At 71.5% G+C, this 17,730-nt stretch carries 15 protein-coding genes; 3 read left to right on the top strand and 12 right to left on the bottom strand.

Annotation, left to right across the window (positions count from 1 at the left end):
• The first annotated feature begins 125 nt into the window (after positions 1-125).
• A complete protein-coding gene (locus tag AB0M76_RS06245) occupies positions 126-1,247 on the top strand; it encodes a PP2C family protein-serine/threonine phosphatase (protein WP_365951777.1) in 1,122 nt (373 codons plus the stop codon).
• 292 nt (positions 1,248-1,539) lie between these two features.
• Complete coding sequence (locus tag AB0M76_RS06240) at positions 1,540-3,093, top strand: alpha/beta hydrolase (RefSeq protein ID WP_365951930.1); 1,554 nt, start codon at positions 1,540-1,542, stop codon at positions 3,091-3,093.
• A gap of 30 nt (positions 3,094-3,123) precedes the next feature.
• Here AB0M76_RS06240 and AB0M76_RS06235 read toward each other — a convergent pair whose 3' ends face one another.
• The 11 genes from AB0M76_RS06235 to AB0M76_RS06185 form a co-directional block, all read right to left on the bottom strand.
• The gene (locus AB0M76_RS06235; RefSeq protein WP_365951776.1) at positions 3,124-3,567 is read right to left on the bottom strand and encodes an SRPBCC family protein; all 444 of its coding nucleotides are present in this window, start codon (positions 3,565-3,567) and stop codon (positions 3,124-3,126) included.
• A gap of 50 nt (positions 3,568-3,617) precedes the next feature.
• A complete protein-coding gene (locus AB0M76_RS06230) occupies positions 3,618-3,809 on the bottom strand; it encodes a hypothetical protein (protein ID WP_365951929.1) in 192 nt (63 codons plus the stop codon).
• Between the two features lie 310 nt (positions 3,810-4,119).
• Positions 4,120-5,445 carry an MFS transporter gene (locus tag AB0M76_RS06225; RefSeq protein ID WP_365951775.1) on the bottom strand — a complete coding sequence of 442 codons (1,326 nt, stop codon included), beginning with the start codon at positions 5,443-5,445 and terminating at the stop codon, positions 4,120-4,122.
• Positions 5,446-5,451: 6 nt separating this feature from the next.
• On the bottom strand, positions 5,452-5,865 hold the full coding sequence (locus tag AB0M76_RS06220; protein ID WP_266661645.1) for a PaaI family thioesterase: 414 nt from the start codon (positions 5,863-5,865) through the stop codon (positions 5,452-5,454).
• A gap of 114 nt (positions 5,866-5,979) precedes the next feature.
• On the bottom strand, positions 5,980-8,004 hold the full coding sequence (locus tag AB0M76_RS06215; RefSeq protein WP_365951774.1) for an NADPH-dependent 2,4-dienoyl-CoA reductase: 2,025 nt from the start codon (positions 8,002-8,004) through the stop codon (positions 5,980-5,982).
• Positions 8,005-8,161: 157 nt separating this feature from the next.
• Positions 8,162-8,824: a DUF4328 domain-containing protein gene (locus tag AB0M76_RS06210; protein WP_365951773.1), complete on the bottom strand. Its 663-nt coding sequence runs from the start codon at positions 8,822-8,824 to the stop codon at positions 8,162-8,164.
• A gap of 338 nt (positions 8,825-9,162) precedes the next feature.
• On the bottom strand, positions 9,163-12,186 hold the full coding sequence (locus AB0M76_RS06205) for a glycoside hydrolase family 38 C-terminal domain-containing protein (RefSeq protein ID WP_365951772.1): 3,024 nt from the start codon (positions 12,184-12,186) through the stop codon (positions 9,163-9,165).
• 56 nt (positions 12,187-12,242) lie between these two features.
• The gene (locus tag AB0M76_RS06200; protein ID WP_365951771.1) at positions 12,243-13,136 is read right to left on the bottom strand and encodes a carbohydrate ABC transporter permease; all 894 of its coding nucleotides are present in this window, start codon (positions 13,134-13,136) and stop codon (positions 12,243-12,245) included.
• Positions 13,133-14,026 carry a sugar ABC transporter permease gene (locus tag AB0M76_RS06195; protein ID WP_365951928.1) on the bottom strand — a complete coding sequence of 298 codons (894 nt, stop codon included), beginning with the start codon at positions 14,024-14,026 and terminating at the stop codon, positions 13,133-13,135. The genes AB0M76_RS06200 and AB0M76_RS06195 overlap by 4 nt, the downstream gene beginning before the upstream one ends.
• Before the next feature lie 38 nt (positions 14,027-14,064).
• Positions 14,065-15,399 (bottom strand): sugar ABC transporter substrate-binding protein, encoded by a 1,335-nt coding sequence (locus AB0M76_RS06190; protein ID WP_365951770.1) that lies wholly within the window; start codon positions 15,397-15,399, stop codon positions 14,065-14,067.
• A 327-nt stretch (positions 15,400-15,726) separates the two neighbouring features.
• Entirely contained in the window at positions 15,727-16,092 is a 366-nt protein-coding gene (locus AB0M76_RS06185; protein WP_365951769.1) for a hypothetical protein, read from the bottom strand.
• Between the two features lie 178 nt (positions 16,093-16,270).
• Between AB0M76_RS06185 and AB0M76_RS06180 the strand changes: the two genes are divergently transcribed.
• On the top strand, positions 16,271-16,741 hold the full coding sequence (locus AB0M76_RS06180; protein WP_365951768.1) for a universal stress protein: 471 nt from the start codon (positions 16,271-16,273) through the stop codon (positions 16,739-16,741).
• 37 nt (positions 16,742-16,778) lie between these two features.
• Here AB0M76_RS06180 and AB0M76_RS06175 read toward each other — a convergent pair whose 3' ends face one another.
• Positions 16,779-17,714, bottom strand: coding sequence for a serine/threonine dehydratase (locus AB0M76_RS06175; RefSeq protein ID WP_365951927.1), 936 nt, complete (start codon positions 17,712-17,714; stop codon positions 16,779-16,781).
• Positions 17,715-17,730: the final 16 nt, after the last annotated feature.

Genomic DNA, 17,730 nt, shown 5'->3' with positions numbered 1-17,730 from the left:
CCCGATGGGGCCGTACGAGACGGAGCGCGCCGCCGGGCGGACGTACAGGGGTAGGGGGACGGAACGCGCGCCCATCGCAATCCGGCCGGTGCGCGGGAAGATCGGGCGCGGTGTATTCAGGAGTCATGGAGCACCGGCCGCCGCATCCGAGCCTTCGCCACGTCGGCGAACCGCGCCTGCCCCTGCTGGCGGTTCCCTTCGCGCTGATCGCGGTCGTCACGGTGGTCGACGTCCTGGCGCCGCCCGATGTCCACCTGGGTCCGTTCCTGGTCGCGGCCCCGGCCCTCACCGCCTCCTTCGCCGGGCCGCGGATGACGGGGTTCGTCGGCGCGGTGGCCGTGCTGGCCCAGGTGACGGTGGCGGTGACGCGGACCACCGTCACCGATCTGAACCACACCTTCCAGATCATTGCCCTGGTCCTGATCTCGGTCTCCGTGACGCTTTTCGCACATCTGCGCGAGGTGCACGAGAAACAGCTGATCCAGTTGCGCTCGGTCGCCGAGGCCGCGCAGGAGGTGGTCCTGCGGCCGCTCCGCGACCGGATGGGCCCGCTGCGGCTGGCCTCCGTCTACCTGGCCGCGGAGGCCGAGGCCCAGATCGGCGGGGACCTGTACGCCGCCACCCGCACCCCGCACGGCACCCGGCTGATCATCGGCGACGTCCGCGGCAAGGGTCTGGCGGCCGTCGGGGACGCCGCGCTGGTGCTCGGCGCGTTCCGGGCCGCCGCCCACCAGGCGGCGGACCTGCCCACGCTGGTCGCCCACCTGGAGGCCGCCGTGGCCGCGGACCCGGACGGAACGGGTGAGGCGACCGACGAACCCGGCGAGGCGTTCACCACGGCGGCGGTACTGGACATCCCCGACCAGGAGATGACCGTACGGCTCATCAGCTGCGGGCATCCGCCGCCGCTGCTGCTGCGCGGCGGCCGGGTCGTCCCCCTCGAGGTGGACCACCCGGCGCCGCCGCTGGGCCTGACGCAGTACGTGGACACCGGCTTCGCCGCGCAGTCCTTCTCCTTCGAGCCCGGCGACGTCATCCTCCTGTACACGGACGGCGTCATCGAGGCCCGCGACGCCGTCGGCGAGTTCTACCCCCTGCCGGAGCGCGCCGCCGACTGGCCGGGCGACGGCCCGGACGCCCTGCTGGGCCATCTGTGCGCGGACCTGCTGGCCCACTCCCCGGGCGGCGTCCTGGGCGACGACGCGGCGATGGTCGCCATCGAGCGCGTCACCAGCCGCCCCTCCTGACCCGGTAGCCCCTCCCCGCCCGGCTCTGCTCCCGCTGCTGCGCGGTGCGGCTGCGTGCTGCGGCCGCGCGCTGCCCGCGGACGGGCCCGCCGAAGGGTGCGCCGTTGTCCGGGAGCGTGCACCGCTACCCGAGCCCGGCGCCAACTCCTTCCGCGTGTCGGCCAGTTGTCCGGATTTGAGCTCGTTCGCGAGGAGCATACGGACCGACCCTTCGGGATGATTCGCCCGGAGCCCGCGTGCAACAAGGTGATGAGGCCATCGAATTCACGGAAGGAAACCGCTCTTCGTGAACATGAAACGCCTCGCACCGATGCTCGCCGCCGCCGGTCTGATCGCGACCACGATCCCCCTGCTCTCCGCGACCGGGGCCGCCGCCGCCACGGCCGCGGAGTACACCCCGCAGAAGCCCGCGTGGCAGCGCTGCAGCACCGACCAGCCGGCCTCGTACGAGTGCGCGACCATCAAGGTCCCGCTCGACTACCGGCGCCCCCAGGGCGCCACGATCGACCTCGCGATATCGCGGATGAAGAGCGAGAACCCGGCCAAGCGGCACGGTGCCATGCTGCTCAACCCGGGTGGGCCGGGCGGTTCAGGGCTCGATCTGCCGCTGATGATGAACGAGCTGATGCCCAAGGACGTACGCGACCAGTACGACCTGATCGGCTTCGACCCGCGCGGCGTCGGCGCCTCCAGCCCGATCACCTGCGGGCTGACCGACGCCGAGCAGAACATCGACCGGCCGTACAAGGAGGAGACGTTCCAGGCGGACGTGACCTGGGCGCGTACGGTCGCCGAGAAGTGCCGCGAGAAGGCGGGCCCGGTGCTGCCGTTCATCACCACCCGCAACACCGCGCGCGACATGGACGCGATCCGCTCCGCGCTGGGCGAGAAGAAGATCTCGTACGTCGGCTACTCGTACGGCACGTACCTGGGCGCGGTGTACACGCAGATGTTCCCGAACCGCAGCGACCGCTTCGTGCTCGACAGCGGCGTGGACCCGCAGCGCATCTGGCGCGGCATGATCCAGGTGTGGGCGACCGAGGCGGAGCCGGCGTTCGAGCGGTGGACGCAGTGGACGGCCGAGCGGGCGGCCGAGTACCAGCTCGGCGACACCCCGGACGCGGTCTCCAAGACCTTCTGGGACCTGGTGGCCCGGGCGGACAAGCAGCCGATCGAGTTCGACGGCATCAAGCTCACGGGTGACGACATCCGTACCGCGCGGGGCGTGTTCTTCTACCCCTCGCAGGCGGCGCCCCTCGTCAAGGCGCTCAAGGACGCGGCCGACGGAAAGCCGGTCAAGGCGACCGCGCCCCAGCTGAAGCTGCTGAAGCCCGCCGCCGAGCCGGCGTCGGACAACGGCACGGCCGTGTTCCTGGCCGTGGTGTGCGGGGACACGGAGTGGCCCCGCTACCCGGAGCAGTATGCGCGGGAGGCCGCCAAGGACAAGGCCAAATACCCGCTGTACGGGGACTTCGCCTCCAACATCAAGCCCTGCTCCGACTGGCGGCGGCCGATCGAGCCCGCTACGCCGATGAAGACGAAGACCGACGTGCTGACCGTGCAGAACGAGTGGGACTCGCAGACCCCGCTGGCCAGCGGCCAGGGCCTGCACAAGGCGCTCAAGGGCTCGCGGATGGTGCTCGCGATGGGCGGTGAGGGACACGGCGTGTACCTCGCGGACCCGAACTCCTGCGCCAACGCCACGGTCAACTCCTACCTGACGACGGGCAAGCTGCCCGCCCAGGACGTGACGTGCCGGACGACGCCGGGCTCGCAGGAGCGCCGCTCGGAGATCGCCCCTCAGTCGCCGCAGCGCTTCCCGGTCCTCACCAACGGGAGGTTCTGACCCCCAGGCTTCGGCCGCCGCTCAGGACGCTCAGGACGCCTCCACGGCGGCCTTGATCCGGCGGCCGAAGTCGGGGGCGTCCTTGCGTGCCGCGCCCAGCGCGAGGCCCACCAGCAGTTTTCCGAGCCCGTGCCCTTCGAGGGTGTTGAAGATGCGGACCCGGGTGCGGTCGCCGGGCAGGGCTTCGAAGTCGTACCCGCCCTCCGCCGTGACCAGGTTCTTGCTCTGCTCCGTCCAGCGGACCAGCCGCTGCGGCTCGAAGCCGGTGATGCGGAATTCACGGCCGGTCTTCATGCCGGCGTCCTTCACCGTGCTGCGGAAGACCGTGCCCACTCCGGTCGGGCCGTCCGGCGTCCGGGTGATCTCCTGGACCCGTGGGCTGAACTGCGGGTCGTTGCGGCCGTCGGCCAGGTAGGCGAAGACCGCCGCGACGGGCCGGTCGATCTCGACGGTCGCCTCGAACTGTCCGGACATGGCTGCTCCTCCGTACGCTTCCCCGCGACCCACGATCGCAGAACCGCACCCTACGCGCGCGCCGCGTGGGCCGCACGGGCCGGCAGCCCGGCCAGCAGCACCTCCAGCGTCTCGCGCAGCGTGGCGGCGAAATCCAGGCGCAGCGCGGCGAGCGACGGGTCCTCCTCGTAGGCGGCGAGCATGGCGGCGGACGGGTGCGCATGGGCCCGGACGGCGCCGGTGACCATGATCGTGCTCGCGATGAAGCGGAAGGCGTCCTCCGCCCCCGGTTCCGGCAGGTGCGCGGCGCACGCGGCCGCCCAGAGCCTCCACGTTGGCGATGGCGGCCCGCTTGTCCTGCGCGGCGACCGGCGGGGAGACGTTCCGCTCCAGGACGGCCGCCTGGGCGCTGATCAGATCGCACAGGACGGGGCGCTCGGCCAGGGCCCCACCACGGCCCCGGCGGCCGGTTCGGCCTGGTCGGCCCGACCGCCGGGGCCCGCATCACCCGCCGGGCCCTGGACCGCGCGGCCAACGCCCGGCTGTGGGACGTGACGGGGCAGCTCACCGGCGTCACGGCCGCCGCGGCCGCCGGCCGCTGACCGGCTGCCGTGCCGCGGGTCCGGCGACCGCGTCCCCGACCGGGGCGCCCGCGATCCGGCTGCCGCGCAGCGGGGTCAGCAGCCCCGCGCCGAGGATCAGCAGGCAGAAGACCCCGGCGGCCACGCTGACCGCCGGGACCCCGTGCCGGGCGGCCAGCACCGTGAGGGCGCCCGCGCCCACCGGGCCCGAGGCGTTGTGCACGGTCCAGAAGGCGGAGGTGACGCGGCCGAGCAGCGGGTCCGGGGTCACCTCCTGGCGCAGGGTCATGGAGCAGACCCCGCCGAGGGTCATCCCGAACATGAACACGGCGGCCAGAACGGCGATCACCGGCAGGCTGCGGCTGACGCCGGTCCCCGCCACCGCCACGCCGATCATGGCGACCGAGCCCAGCCAGCAGGCGCCGAACCCGAAGGTCCGGCGCAGCGGCCCGGCGGCGAAGGCCGCGCCGACGACGCCGAGCCCGCTCACGGCGATGACGAAGCCGACAGTGGTCTCACTCCGACCGAGCTCCTCATGGATCCGGTAGACCAGCAGGTCGGTGGCGCCCATGGTGACGAAGGTCAGCAGCGTGAGCAGCACGGTCAGCGGGCGCAGCACCGGGTGGGCCCACAGGAAGCGGAAGCCCACCACGAACATCTCCCGCAGCTTCCCGGACTCGGCGGCACGCGGCTTCGAGGCACGCGGCTTCGAGGCACGCGACTCGTCGGTACCGTCCCGCCCGAAGGCCACCCATCGCAGGCTCACGGCCGAGACCAGGAAGGTCGCGCCGTCCACCCCCAGGGCCCAGTCCGCGCCCACCCCGCCGGCGATGAGCCCCGCCGCCGCCGGCCCGCACAGGGTCCCGACGGCGAAGGTTCCCATCAGCCGCCCGTTGGCAGCGGTCAGGTCCTCGCCGCGCACCAGGTTCGGCACCGCCGTCACGTACGCCACGTCGAACAGCGTCTTCAGGGCGGTGACCAGCGCCGTCACCACGTACAGCACCCAGATCCGCGGCCCGGCCAGCCAGATGAGCGGTACCGCGCCCAGCAGCAGCGCCCGTACGAGATCGCAGGTGATCATCAGGCGGCGCCGGTCCGTCCGGTCCACCACGTGCCCGGCGAACATCCCGGTCGCAATGCCGGCGACCCCCGTCACGACCGTGATCAGGCCCATCTGGACCACGTCCCCGGTGGCGTCGAGCACCAGCAGGGGCAGCGCGAGCAGTGAGATCGATCCGCCGAGGACGGACAGCGCCTGACCGAGCCAGAACACGTTGAAGTCCCGGTTCCGCCAGAGCGAGGGGTCCTGGTCCGGCACCCGCGCTCAGCCCAGCAGGGCGTAGACGGTCGACGCCGTGGCGGCCGGCTCCGGGGCGCCCTCGGGGGTCATGGTGATGTCGGCGAAGGCCATCCGCTTGCCGAGCTTGGTCACCCGTACCTCGATCAGCACGTCCGTACCGAGCACCGGCCGCTGGAAGCTGGTCGACTGCTGGACGGTGGTCATCGGCCCGTACCCCCCGCGCGCGGCGGAGATCGCGATGACGGTGGCGGTGTCGGCGGCGGCCATCAGGGCCTGCCCGGACAGGCCGCCGCCGTCCCGGGCCAGCGCCTCGGACCAGGGCAGCCGCAGTACGGCGTGCCGCTCGCCCGTCTCCTGGACGGTCAGCCCGAGGGCGAGCACCCAGGGGGCGAAGTTGTCGGCGAGGATCTTGTCTGCGTCTGCGGGTGTCAGAGTCACCCGGAGATTGTGGCGGCCCGGCCCGGGCCACACAACACCATTGATCCGTCAGGGCAGTACGCGCTCCAACCGGGCCGGCAGGTCGGTGACGACCTGCCGGCCCGGCGGGCGGGATCAGAGGGTCGCCGCCAGTTCCGTACCCTGGCGGATCGCCCGCTTGGCGTCCAGTTCGGCGGCCACGTCGGCACCGCCGATCAGGTGCGGCCGGCCGCCGGCCGCGAGCAGCGCCTCGTACAGATCGCGGCGCGGCTCCTGGCCGGTGCAGAGCACCACCGTGTCGGCGGGGACGAGCCGCCGCTCCTCGCCGACGGTGATGTGCAGGCCCTCGTCGTCGATCCGGTCGTACGTGGCCCCCGCGACCGAGACGACACCGCGGTGCTTGAGCTCCGCGCGGTGGATCCAGCCGGTGGTGGTGCCGAGGCCGGCGCCGACCTTGGTGGTCTTGCGCTGGAGGAGGTGGACCTGGCGCGGGGGCGCGGGCCGGTCGGGGGCGGTGAGGCCGCCGGGGCCGGTGTACGAGGTGTCGACGCCCCAGTGGCGGAAGTACGTCTCGGGGTCCTGGGAGGCGCCCTCGCCGCTGTCGGTGAGGAACTCGGCGACGTCGAAGCCGATGCCGCCGGCGCCGACGACGGCGACGCGCTCGCCGACGGGGGCTCCGTCGCGCAGTACGTCGAGGTAGTTCACGACGTTGGCGTGGTCGACGCCCTCGATGTCGGGGGTGCGCGGGGTGACGCCGGTGGCGACGACGACCTCGTCGTAGCCCTCGAGGGTCTCGACGTCGGCGCGGGTGTTCAGCCGGACGTCGACGGCGCGGGCGGCGAGCTGGGTGCCGAAGTAGCGGATGGTCTCCTCGAACTCCTCCTTGCCCGGGATGCGGCGGGCGATGTCGAGCTGTCCGCCGATGTGGCCGGAGGCCTCGAACAGGGTGACGGAGTGGCCGCGTTCGGCGGCGGAGACGGCGCAGGCGAGTCCGGCCGGGCCGGCGCCGACGACGGCGACGCGCTTCTTCAGCTGCGTGGGCGAGAGCACGAGCTCGGTCTCGTGGCAGGCGCGCGGGTTGACCAGGCAGCTGGTGATCTTGCCGCTGAAGGTGTGGTCGAGGCAGGCCTGGTTGCAGCCGATGCAGGTGTTGATGGTCTCGGAGCGGCCGGCGGCGGCCTTGGCCACGAAGTCGGCGTCGGCGAGGAAGGGGCGGGCCAGTGAGACCAGGTCGGCGCGGCCGTCCGCGAGCAGTTCCTCGGCGATCTCCGGGGTGTTGATGCGGTTGCTGGTGACGAGCGGTACGGAGACCGCGCCCATCAGCCGCTTGGTGACCCAGGTGTAGGCGCCGCGGGGGACGGAGGTGGCGATGGTGGGGATGCGCGCCTCGTGCCAGCCGATGCCGGTGTTGATGATGGTGGCGCCGGCGGCCTCGATCTCCTTGGCGAGGTGGACCACCTCGTCGAGGGTGGAGCCGCCGGGGATCAGGTCCAGCATGGAGAGCCGGTAGATGAGGATGAAGTCCTCGCCGACGGCCGCTCGGGTGCGCCGGACGATCTCCAGCGGGAAGCGCACGCGGTTCTCGTACGCGCCGCCCCAGCGGTCGGTGCGCTTGTTGGTGGCGGCGGCGATGAACTCGTTGATCAGGTAGCCCTCGGAGCCCATGATCTCGACGCCGTCGTAGCCGGCGAGCTTCGCGAGGCGGGCGGCGCGGACGAAGTCCTCGACGGTGCGCTCGACCTGGACGTCGCTCAGCTCGTTCGGGACGAAGGGGCTGATGGGGGCCTGGAGGGCGCTGGGGGCGACCAGGTCCTTGTGGTAGGCGTAGCGGCCGAAGTGGAGGATCTGCATGGCGATCTTCCCGCCCTCGGCGTGCACCGCCTCGGTGATCACCCGGTGCTCGGCGGCCTCCTCCTCGGTGGTGAGGCGGGATCCCCCCTCGAAGGGGCGGCCGGCGTCGTTCGGGGCGATGCCGCCGGTGACGATCAGCCCGGCGCCACCGCGGGCGCGCTCGGCGTAGAAAGCGGCGAGGCGCTCGAAGCCGCCCTCGTGCTCCTCGAGGCCGGTGTGCATCGAGCCCATGATCACGCGGTTCGGCAGGGTGGTGAAGCCGAGGTCCAGGGGGCTCAGCAGGTGCGGGTACCGGCTCTGGGAACTCATGAGGGGCGCCTCCTCGCGCGGGGGTGATGCACCTGTTCTAGCGAGGAGGGGAGGCTTTTGCAACTAAGTGCATAACCGGGCGGGGGCTTGCGGGGGGCCTGCCGGGCCGGAATTTCCCGGGGTCAGGGGCCCGGCCGGGCGAGGGCTGTGGCGGAGTTCACGCCCGCGACTGCATCGCCGAGAGCCTCCGTACGAAGACGACGGCAAGACCGGCCGCCACGGCGTAGACGAGGTCCGACGCCATGCCGACCAGCACGGCGTCGCGCAGCCCGGCCTCCGTCAGGGCCTTGTCGCCGATCCGGTTGGAGGCCAGCGAGAGCAGCATCGCCGCGCCGAACGCGCCGGACCAGGCGGTGACGGGAACCGGGGAGACGGACGCACCGACGCCGCGGGGCGGCTTCGGCGCACTGGCCGTCCACACGCGCGTGGCGATCCCGTGGGCGAGGACGGTCCAGCCGACGAACGGGACGAACCAGATGCCGATCGCCCAGCCCGCGCCCCGGCGGAACAGCTCGGGAGCGAAGACACCCGCGTTCACCCGGACCCGGTGGAACCAGACGATGAACACCACGGCCGTGGGCACCATCACCAGCAGCGCCAGGCTCATCGCCATCGAGAACAGGCGCCAGGACGGCTCCGGATCCACGGCGCCGCCGAGCGCCTCGTACCGGTTGAGCCCGGCGGCCAGCATGAGCGTGCGGGTCGCTGCGCACACGCCCAGCAGCACGGTCAGCGCGGTGGCCAGGCCCTTGGGCGAGCGGAGCAGCGAGCGCACCGGGGGCGCGCCGAGCGGGGGCAGCGATCTGGTACCGAAGGACATGACGAGGAACCCCCACGGGCGCACGGTGACATGAAGAAGCCCGCCGACGGGGGCGGGCAGCCAGGAACATACTTCACCCGCGCGACCCCGTCCACGCCGTTCCGCGCGGCTGCCCGTACGCTCGGCCGGATGGCAGAAGACCTCACCGTGACGGTGAACGGAGCCCGGCCGGCGGACCACGCAGGAAGCAGACTTCGCCCGGCGCCGACTGCCCTGACCGCTGCCGCCCCACGCACTCGACGTGCCTTGGGACGGCTTCCGGCGTCGGCTGGAGGCCGTCGGGGAGCCCGAGGCAGCCGGGCCCCGGTCCGGGTGACCGGACCGGGGGCTGCCGGGGATCAGCGGCGGTGGAGGCGGACCGTGACGATCTGGAACGGGCGCAGGGTCAGGGGGACCGCGCCCGCCCGGGTGGGGGCGCCGACCGCCGTGCCCGACAGCGGGCGTTCCAGGAGGTCGCTCTCGACCGCCGCCGAGAGCGGGAAGCCCGCCGTCAGGACGGCCGTCGCGCGGCCCCCGCGGGACTCGTAGAGGCGGACGACCACGTCGCCGCTGCGGTCCTCCGCCAGTTTGACCGCCTCGACCACCACCGCGTCGTTGTCCAGTGTGAGCAGCGGGGCGACCGGAGCCGCCCCGGACACCACCCGTTCCGGCAGGTTGAGCGCGTGGCCCTCGCGCACCGCGTCCCCGATCCCCGCGCCCGGCGCGAGCGAGAACCGCAGGGTGTGGGCGCCCTGGTCGGTCTCCGGGTCGGGGTAGCGCGGGGCCCGCAGGAGGGAGAGGCGGACCGTGGTGGTCTGGCCCCCGTCCGGCCGCATGTCGCGGGTCACGTCGTGGCCGTAGGTGGAGTCGTTGAGGACCGCCGTCCCCCACCCCGGCTCCTCCACGTGGATCCACCGGTGCGCGCAGATCTCGAACTTGGCGGCCTCCCACGAGGTGTTGGTGTGGGTGGCGCGGTGGACGTGCCCGAACTGGGTCTCCGAGGCGGACCGTTCGGCCTTCACGTCCAACGGGAAGGCGGCCTTGAGGAACTTCTCCGTCTCGTGCCAGTCCACCTCGGTGACCATGTCCACCGTCTTGACCCCCGCCCGCAGTGTGATCGACTGGACCACCGTCGACCGGCCGAAGGAGCGGGCGACGCGGACCGTCACCGCGTCCGGCCCGGTCTGCGTCACCTCCAACGCGTCCAACTCCACCAAATCCGTCACGCTGTTGCGGTAGAACGCATCGATGTCCCACGCGTCCCACATGTTCGGGAAGTCGGGGTGGATCTGGAGCAGGTTAGCGGCCTGCCCCGGGGCCAGCGCCTCCCGGCGCGCCTCCAGGTCGTACGCCGACACGATCAGCCCGCGGCCGTCGATCTCCACCAGCAGCCGCCCGTTGGCGAGGACGTGCCCGCCGCCGTGCCGCTCCTCCACGGTGACGGGCTGCCCCGCCCCCTCCGGCAGGCCCGCGCCGCCCGCCGGGATGCCGCGCCGGGCGTGCGGGGCGCAGTTGAAGACGAGCTCCGCGGTGCCCTTCCCCGCCAGGGCCAGCTGCGCCGCCAGGGTGATCCCGCGCAGCTCCTCGCGTACGGCCGTGTACGTCGCGCGCGCCTCCCGGTGCACCCAGGCGATGGACGATCCGGGCAGGATGTCGTGGAACTGATGCAGCAGCACGGTCTTCCAGATCCGCTCCAGGTCCTCGTACGGGTACCCGTACCCCGACACCCGGACCGCGGCGGTGGCCGCCCACAGCTCGGCCTCGCGCAGCAGCGATTCGCTGTGCCGGTTGCCCTGCTTGGTCTTGGCCTGCGAGGTGTAGGTGCCACGGTGCAGCTCCAGGTACAGCTCGCCGGCCCAGACGGGCGCGTCCGCGTACTCGGCGTGCGCCTTCTCGAAGAAGGCGTCGGGCCGCTCGATCTCGACGCGCGGGGAGCCTTCCAGGTCCCGCTGCCGCCTGGCCCGGGCCAGGTGCTCGCGGGTGGGGCCGCCGCCGCCGTCGCCCCAGCCGAAGGGGGCCAGGGAGCGCGAACCCCGCCCCTTCTCCTGGTAGTTGCGGGCCGCGTGGGCCAGCTGGGTGCCGCCGAGGTCGCTGTTGTAGGTGTCGACGGGCGGGAAGTGGGTGAAGACACGGGTGCCGTCGATGCCCTCCCACCAGAAGGTGTGGTGCGGGAACTTGTTCACCTGCGACCAGGAGATCTTCTGCGTCAGGAACCACTTCGAACCGGAGAGCTTGACGATCTGCGGCATCGCGGCGGTGTAGCCGAAGGAGTCGGGCAGCCAGACGTTGTGGGTCTCGATGCCGAACTCGTCCAGGAAGAACTTCTTCCCGTACAGGAACTGGCGGGCCATGGCCTCGCCGCCGACCATGTTGGTGTCGGACTCCACCCACATGCTGCCGACCGGTACGAACTGCCCGTCCGCGATCTTCTTCTTGACCCGCTCGAAGAGCTCGGGCCGGTGGGTCTTGATCCAGTCGAGCTGCTGCGCCTGCGACATGGCGAAGACGAACTCGGGGTGCCCGTCCATCAGGTTGACCATGTTGGACGCGGTGCGGGAGACCTTGCGGACCGTCTCGCGCAGCGGCCACAGCCAGGCGGAGTCGATGTGGGCGTGGCCGACCGCGCTGATCCGGTGCGCGGAGGCGTTGGCCGGGGCGGCGAGCACCCCGGCGAGCCGTGCGCGTGCGGCGGCCGCCGTCCCGGGGACGTCGCCCAGGTCCACCGCGTCGAGGGCGGCGTCGATGGCGCGCAGGATCTCGTACCGCCGGGCGTCGGCCTCGCCGAGCTGCATCATCAGGTCGTAGAGGACTTCCAGGTCCTGGACGAGTTCCCAGACCTCGGTCTCGAAGACGGTGAGGTCCATCCGGGCGAGCCGGTAGAGGGGCTGGTTGCCGCTGGTCTGCCGGTCGCCCTCGTACGTCACGGAGTGGTCGACCAGGACGGGGTTGGAGGCCGCCTCGACGTACCACTCGACCTGTTCGCCGCCGGCGGCGGAGTCGGCGACGCGCACCCAGTCGTTGTAGGGGTTGAGGGCCTTGACCTCGCTTCCGTCGGCCCGGTGGACGAGTCCCTCGCACTGGAAGCCGGGCATCATCCGGTCGAAGCCGAGGTCGAGGACGGCCTCGACCGTGCGGCCCGCCCAGCCGGCCGGGACGGTACCGGTGACCTTGAACCAGGTGGTGCCCCAGGCCGGGCCCCACGTCTCGCCGATCGCGCAGGGCCCGTACGGAGCCGCCAGACCCGCGGCGACCGGCACGGGCTCACCCGGAGCCTCCCAGCGCCCGATCTCCAGCGGGACCGGGCGGGAGTGGACGGCGGGCTTGATGCGCTCCTTGAGGACCCTGCGCAGGCGGTGTTCGGTGATGCTGCGGTCGTCGTGCATGACGGCTGCTCCAAGGGAGGGAGGTCGGGTGACGGCAGGAGGAGGTGCGGGAGGGCTCAGGTCTTGACGGCTCCCTCGCCCACTCCCTTGAAGAAGAAACGCTGGAGGGCGAAGAAGAGCAGCATCATCGGGAGGAGCGCCGCCATCGCGCCGGCGGCGATGATCCGCTGGTCGTTGGTGGTGCTGGCGCCGGCCAGGGTCTTCAGGCCGAGCTGGAGCGTGTAGTGGTCGCTGTTGGTGAGGACCAGGAGGGGCCAGAGGAAGTCGTCCCAGGCGCCCATGAAGCTGGTGATGCAGACGACGGCCAGGGCCCCCTTGGCGGCGGGGAGGAAGAGACGGGTGAACCGGGTCCACTCGTTGGCGCCGTCCAGGACCGCGGACTCCTCCACCTCCTTGGGCACGGCGAGGAACGCCGAGCGCATGATCATGATGTTGAGGACGGATACCGCGCCGGGGAGCCACACGCCGACGAGGGTGTCGACCAGGCCCATCTCGCGGACGGTCAGGAACATCGAGATCATCACGGACTCGAAGGGGAACATGAGGGTGGCCACGAGCACCGTGAAGACGCTCTTGCGGCCCTTCCACCCGGCCCGGGAGAGGGCGTACCCGCCCATCGCGGCGAACAGCATGTTCGAGGTGATGGCGAGGACGGCCACCACGAGCGTGTTGCCGACGTACTGGAGCAGCGGGAACGAGTCGGCGACGAGGGCGTAGTTGTCGAGGGTGGGCTGCGAGGGCAGCACGCCGTCGTACACGTTCTCGGTGCGGCCGCGGATCGAGGTGAGGAACTGCCAGACGATCGGGCCGAGCATCACGACGAGCATCAGGATCAGCGTGGCGTACCGGGCGGCGAGCCCGATCCGGCGGCGCCTGCGGTCGGCGCCGGCGCGCGTCGCGGTACGTGCTGAGGCCGAGGCAGGTGGCGCGGTACGTGTCGCGGTGCTCACCTCTCGTCCCCCTTCGACAGGCGGCGGCCCAGCAGGCTGAAGACCAGGGTCAGCAGGAACAGCAGGATCGAGATCGCGGAGGCGTAACCCGTCTCGCCGGAGAATCCGAGGCCTACCTGCCGGATGAGGAACGGCAGGGTGCGTGCCCCGCCGCCGGGGCCGCCGCTCTCGCCGCCGAGGATGTAGATCTCGGTGAAGACGCGCAGCGCGGAGATGGCGGAGAGCGTGCCGACCAGCAGCATCATCGGCTTCACCTGCGGGACGGTGATGCTGAAGAAGCGGCGCACAGGGCCGGCCCCGTCGAGTGCGGCCGCCTCGTAGAGGGAGGCAGGCACGTTCCCGAGGGCGGCGAGGTAGAACACCATGTAGTAGCCGAGGCCCTTCCACACGGTCACGATCATCGCGGAGACCAGCAGCATGGTGCTGTCCGTCAGGAACGGGATCGGCTCCGAGACGATGCTCAGCCTCCGGAACACGGTGTTGACGAGCCCGTCGCTGCGCAGCACCCACTGCCAGATCAGGCCGACGACCACGGCGGAGGCGATCACCGGGGTGTAGAAGGCGGAGCGGAAGAACCCGATGCCGGGGATCTCCGCCCGGACGAGCACGGCGAGGGCCAGCGGGAGGAGGACCAGGCACGGTACGACGACCACCAGGTACAGCACGCTGTTGCCGGTGGCGGTCCAGAAGTCGGGGTCGGCGAAGGCGCGGGTGTAGTTGCCGAAGCCGACGAAGGTGCCGCCGCGCAGGATCTGAGCGTCGGTGAAGGAGAGGATGACGGTGTTGACGAACGGCCAGAGGCTGAACAGCGCCACCATCAGCAGGCCGGGGGCGAGGAAGAGGTAGGGGGTCCACCACCTGCGGTGGACCAGCCCGGTCTCGACCTCCATGGCCGCGAGGGCCTTGCGGCGCCGTCTGGCGGCGCGCGTCATTTCTGCGCCGACTTGGCGAGCAGCTGGTTCGCCTCCTCCTGGGCCTTGCGCACGGCCGTCTTCGGGTCCTGCTCGCCCTGGATCGCCTTCTGCATCTCGCGGACGACCGCGTCGCCGACCTGGTTCGTCCACTGGACGGGGGTGTTGGCGTCGAGTGCGGCGCTCTTCAGCTGCTCGGCGCCGACCGCGCGGGCGACCGTCTCGGCGTCCTTGCCGTCGCCCCGGTCCGCGAAGCGCGGATCGGCGAGGCCCTGGGCGTTGGACGGGTAGATGGTCGCGTTCTTGGAGAACTCCACCTGGTTGGGGCCGTTGGTGACCCACTTGGCGAACTCGCTCGCTGCGTCGAGGTGCTTGGTGTCCTTCTTGATGCCGAGCGACTGGGCGTAGATGCCGATGTGGCCGAGCTTGCCGGTGACGGCCCCCGCGACCTGGGTGCCGGCGTAGATCTGCGGAGCGTTCTGCTTGATGTCCTTGACGAAGCCCGGGGAGCCGGGTCCGAAGACGAGCTTGCCGCCGCCGTAGAGCTGGTTGATGTCATCGGACTTGAGGAGGGACTCCTTGGGCATGGCGCCCTTGGCGTACAGGTCCTTCATCCGCTCGACCCACTCGACGGCCTTGGGGGTGTCGAAGACGAACCGGTCCTGCTTCTCGTTCAGAATCGGCACGCCCATCTTCTGCCAGTCCCCGGGCAGCCGGCCCTTGGGGTCGGCCATGAAGGCGGAGTACCGGCCGCCCGACGAGGCGGCGATCTTGTCGGCGTAGTCGAAGAACTGCTCCACGCTGGTCGGCGGTTGCGCCGGGTCCAGGCCGGACTTCTCGAAGAGCTCCTTGTTGTACGTGAGGATCTCCGGGGTCACGTACCAGGGGTAGGCGTACACGCCGTCGCCCTTGCCGGGGAGCTTGAACTGCTCCCAGGAGCCCGGGACGTACTCCTTGGCGACCTCGGGGTCGAGCTTGGCGACGTCGGCGAGCAGGCCGCGGTCGCCGAGGAGCTGGAAGGAGTCGGTGGACAGGTTGACCACGTCGGGGAGGGCTCCGGCCTGGGCGTCGGCGACGAGCTTCTCGTTGTAGCCGTCGCCGGGAACGTCCTCCCATCTGACCTTGGCCTCAGGGTACTTCTTCTCGAAGGCGTCGATGACGCCTTGGACGTACGCCGTGAACTTGGGCTTGAGCTGGAGGGTGCGGAAGGTGATCTCGCCGGCCACCTTGCCGCTCTTCTTCGCCTCCGGCACATCTGCGGCGCCCCCGCTCACTCCGCAGGCGGAGACCGAGAGGAGCGTGCCGGCCACGAGCGTGGCGATGGCTGTACGGGTCGCGTTCGAACGGGTCATCGTCGCCACCTTCAGGGGGAGTTCCGGCCTCACTGCCGGAGCGCGCAGCCCACGCTGACCCCACATCGCGATCGCGTCAATGCGGCCGAAGTCCCGATGGGCGGGTACCCGTAGGTCCCCAATCGCGGCAGCGGGCCGACAGGCAGAAGAAACTCGCGGAGTCAACACCGCAGCGACCTGTACTAATGCGCTTTAGTTGTTAACCGGTCCGAGGTGATATCGATTCCATAACAAACCTGCTCCGACGTCAGACGTTGACTTCTTATGGGCGGTTCGAGAGGCGACGCACTAATGCGGTTTATCTGGGGGCCCTTGCCTGCGCGGCCGTTACTTCATGCGGTACTCGACCTTCTCCGCGAGCTTGCCGTCCTTGAAGCAGAAGCGGAACACGGTCTCTTCGCCGTCCTTGCCGTCCGCGGCGGATATGTACCAGGAGCAGACGGTGCCCTCGGGTTCGGCCGGGCCGCCCGACTTCAGGGCGCCCTTGATGAAGCTCTCGCCGGACGGCATCTTGGCGCGGACCGCGTCCTGCGGGTCGCCGACGTTCACCGACTGGTAGACGCCCGGTTCGAGCATGGTCTTGCCGGCTGCGTCGACGACCTTCCCGACGCCGAAGACGAGTGCCGCAACGGCCGCGAGGCCGAGCACCAGCACCACTCCGCAGCCGATCAGACAGCCCTTGCGCTGTGCCACGTCCGTTCCTCCGTACCGTGCCGATCCTCGTTGACACCCAGACCTTCGCAAGCCACGGGGACCGTGCGCTGTCCTCCAAAGTCTTCGGCGCCCGCAACGATCGTCGCTCGAGGTCAGGCCCCCTCACCCGTGTATACAAGAGGAAAGGACGATAGGGACGAAACGAGAGGAACCCACCGTGAGTGAGACCATCGAGCCTCTGATCGTCGTCGGCGTGGACGGTTCGAACCACTCGAAGGAAGCCCTGCGCTGGGCCGTCGCCCAGGCCAAGGCCATCGGCGGGCGGGTACACGCCGTCATGAGCTGGGAGTGGAACACCAATCCGTTCGCCCTGGGCACGGGCACGGGCGCGACCACGGGCATGCAGGGCGATCCGGTCGGCGCCGAGGAGACGGCCCGCCAGAAGCTGGCGGACACCGTGGCCTCGGCGGTCGGCACCTCGCCCGGCGTCCCCCTCTTCCGTCGTGTCGAACAGGGCTCGCCCGCCCAGGTGCTGGTGGACGCCTCCGCGGAGGCGGACCTGACGGTGGTCGGCACCCGGGGCTACGGCGGCTTCAAGGGCGCCCTGCTCGGCTCGGTGAGCCAGCAGGTGGTGCAGTACGCGGCGAGCACCGTGGTCGTCGTACGCGAGGGCGCGGACGAAGACTGACGCCCAGCCCCTCGCCGGCCGTCAGTCTCCGGGGCCGTCACTCCCCGGGGACCGCCAGGTCCCCGGGGTCGGTGTTCGCGCCGCACAGGACGACGGCCACCCGCTCGCCCAGCGGCTCGGGCGAATTCCGCACGGCCGCCAGGGCCGTGGCCGCTCCCGCCTCCACCACGATCCGGTGCTCCTCCCACAGAGCGCGCCGGGCTGCGGTGATCGCGGCGTCCGGGACCAGGACGGACCGTACGTTCTTCTCCTGCGCGGCGGCCAGCGCAGCAGCCGAGACCCGGGTGGCGCCCAGCGAGTCGGCGGCGACCGAGTCCACGGCCACATCGACGAGCCGGCCCGCCTCCAATGCCGCGTTCAGGGCCCGGCAGTTCTCCGGCTCGGCCGCGATCACCCGTACGCCGTGCTCGCGGGCCGCGGCGGCGACACCGGCGAACAGCCCGCCGCCGCCGACCGCGACGACCACGGTGTCCAGACCGGGCAGCCCGGCCCGGATCTCGTCCAGCAGGGTGCCCGCGCCCGCCGCGATGAGCGGGTGGTCGTACGCGTGGCTGCTCAGCGCGCCGCCGGCCGCCGCGAACTCCTCGCACGCGGCCAGCGCTTCGGCGTACCGGTCGCCGACGAGCCGTACGTCGGCGCCGTAGCCGCGCAGCCTCTCCACCTTCACGCGGGGCGCGTTGGCGGGCAGGAAGACCGTGGCGGCAACGGACTGCGCTCGGGCCGCCCAGGCGCAGGCGAGGCCCGCATTGCCGCCGGAGGCGATGGTGACGCCCGCGTCCGGGAGGGTGCCGGCCTCGCGGTGGGCGGCCAGGAAGTTGCGGGCACCGCGGGCCTTGAAGGACCCGGTGTGCTGGAGGTACTCCAACGCGTACCAGAGGCCCTCGGCGGCGGGCACCACCGCAACCGGGCGGACCGACCCGGATATCCGGTCGGCGGCGGCGCGTACGGCGGCGTAGTCGAGCTGCTGTTCCATGACGTCCATGACGGGG

Origin of the sequence: Streptomyces sp. NPDC051364, assembly GCF_040682115.1 — a bacterium.
Taxonomy (GTDB): domain Bacteria; phylum Actinomycetota; class Actinomycetes; order Streptomycetales; family Streptomycetaceae; genus Streptomyces.
The sequence above is the reverse complement of the archived record's forward strand: the minus strand, read 5'-3'. Positions and strand labels throughout refer to the sequence as shown.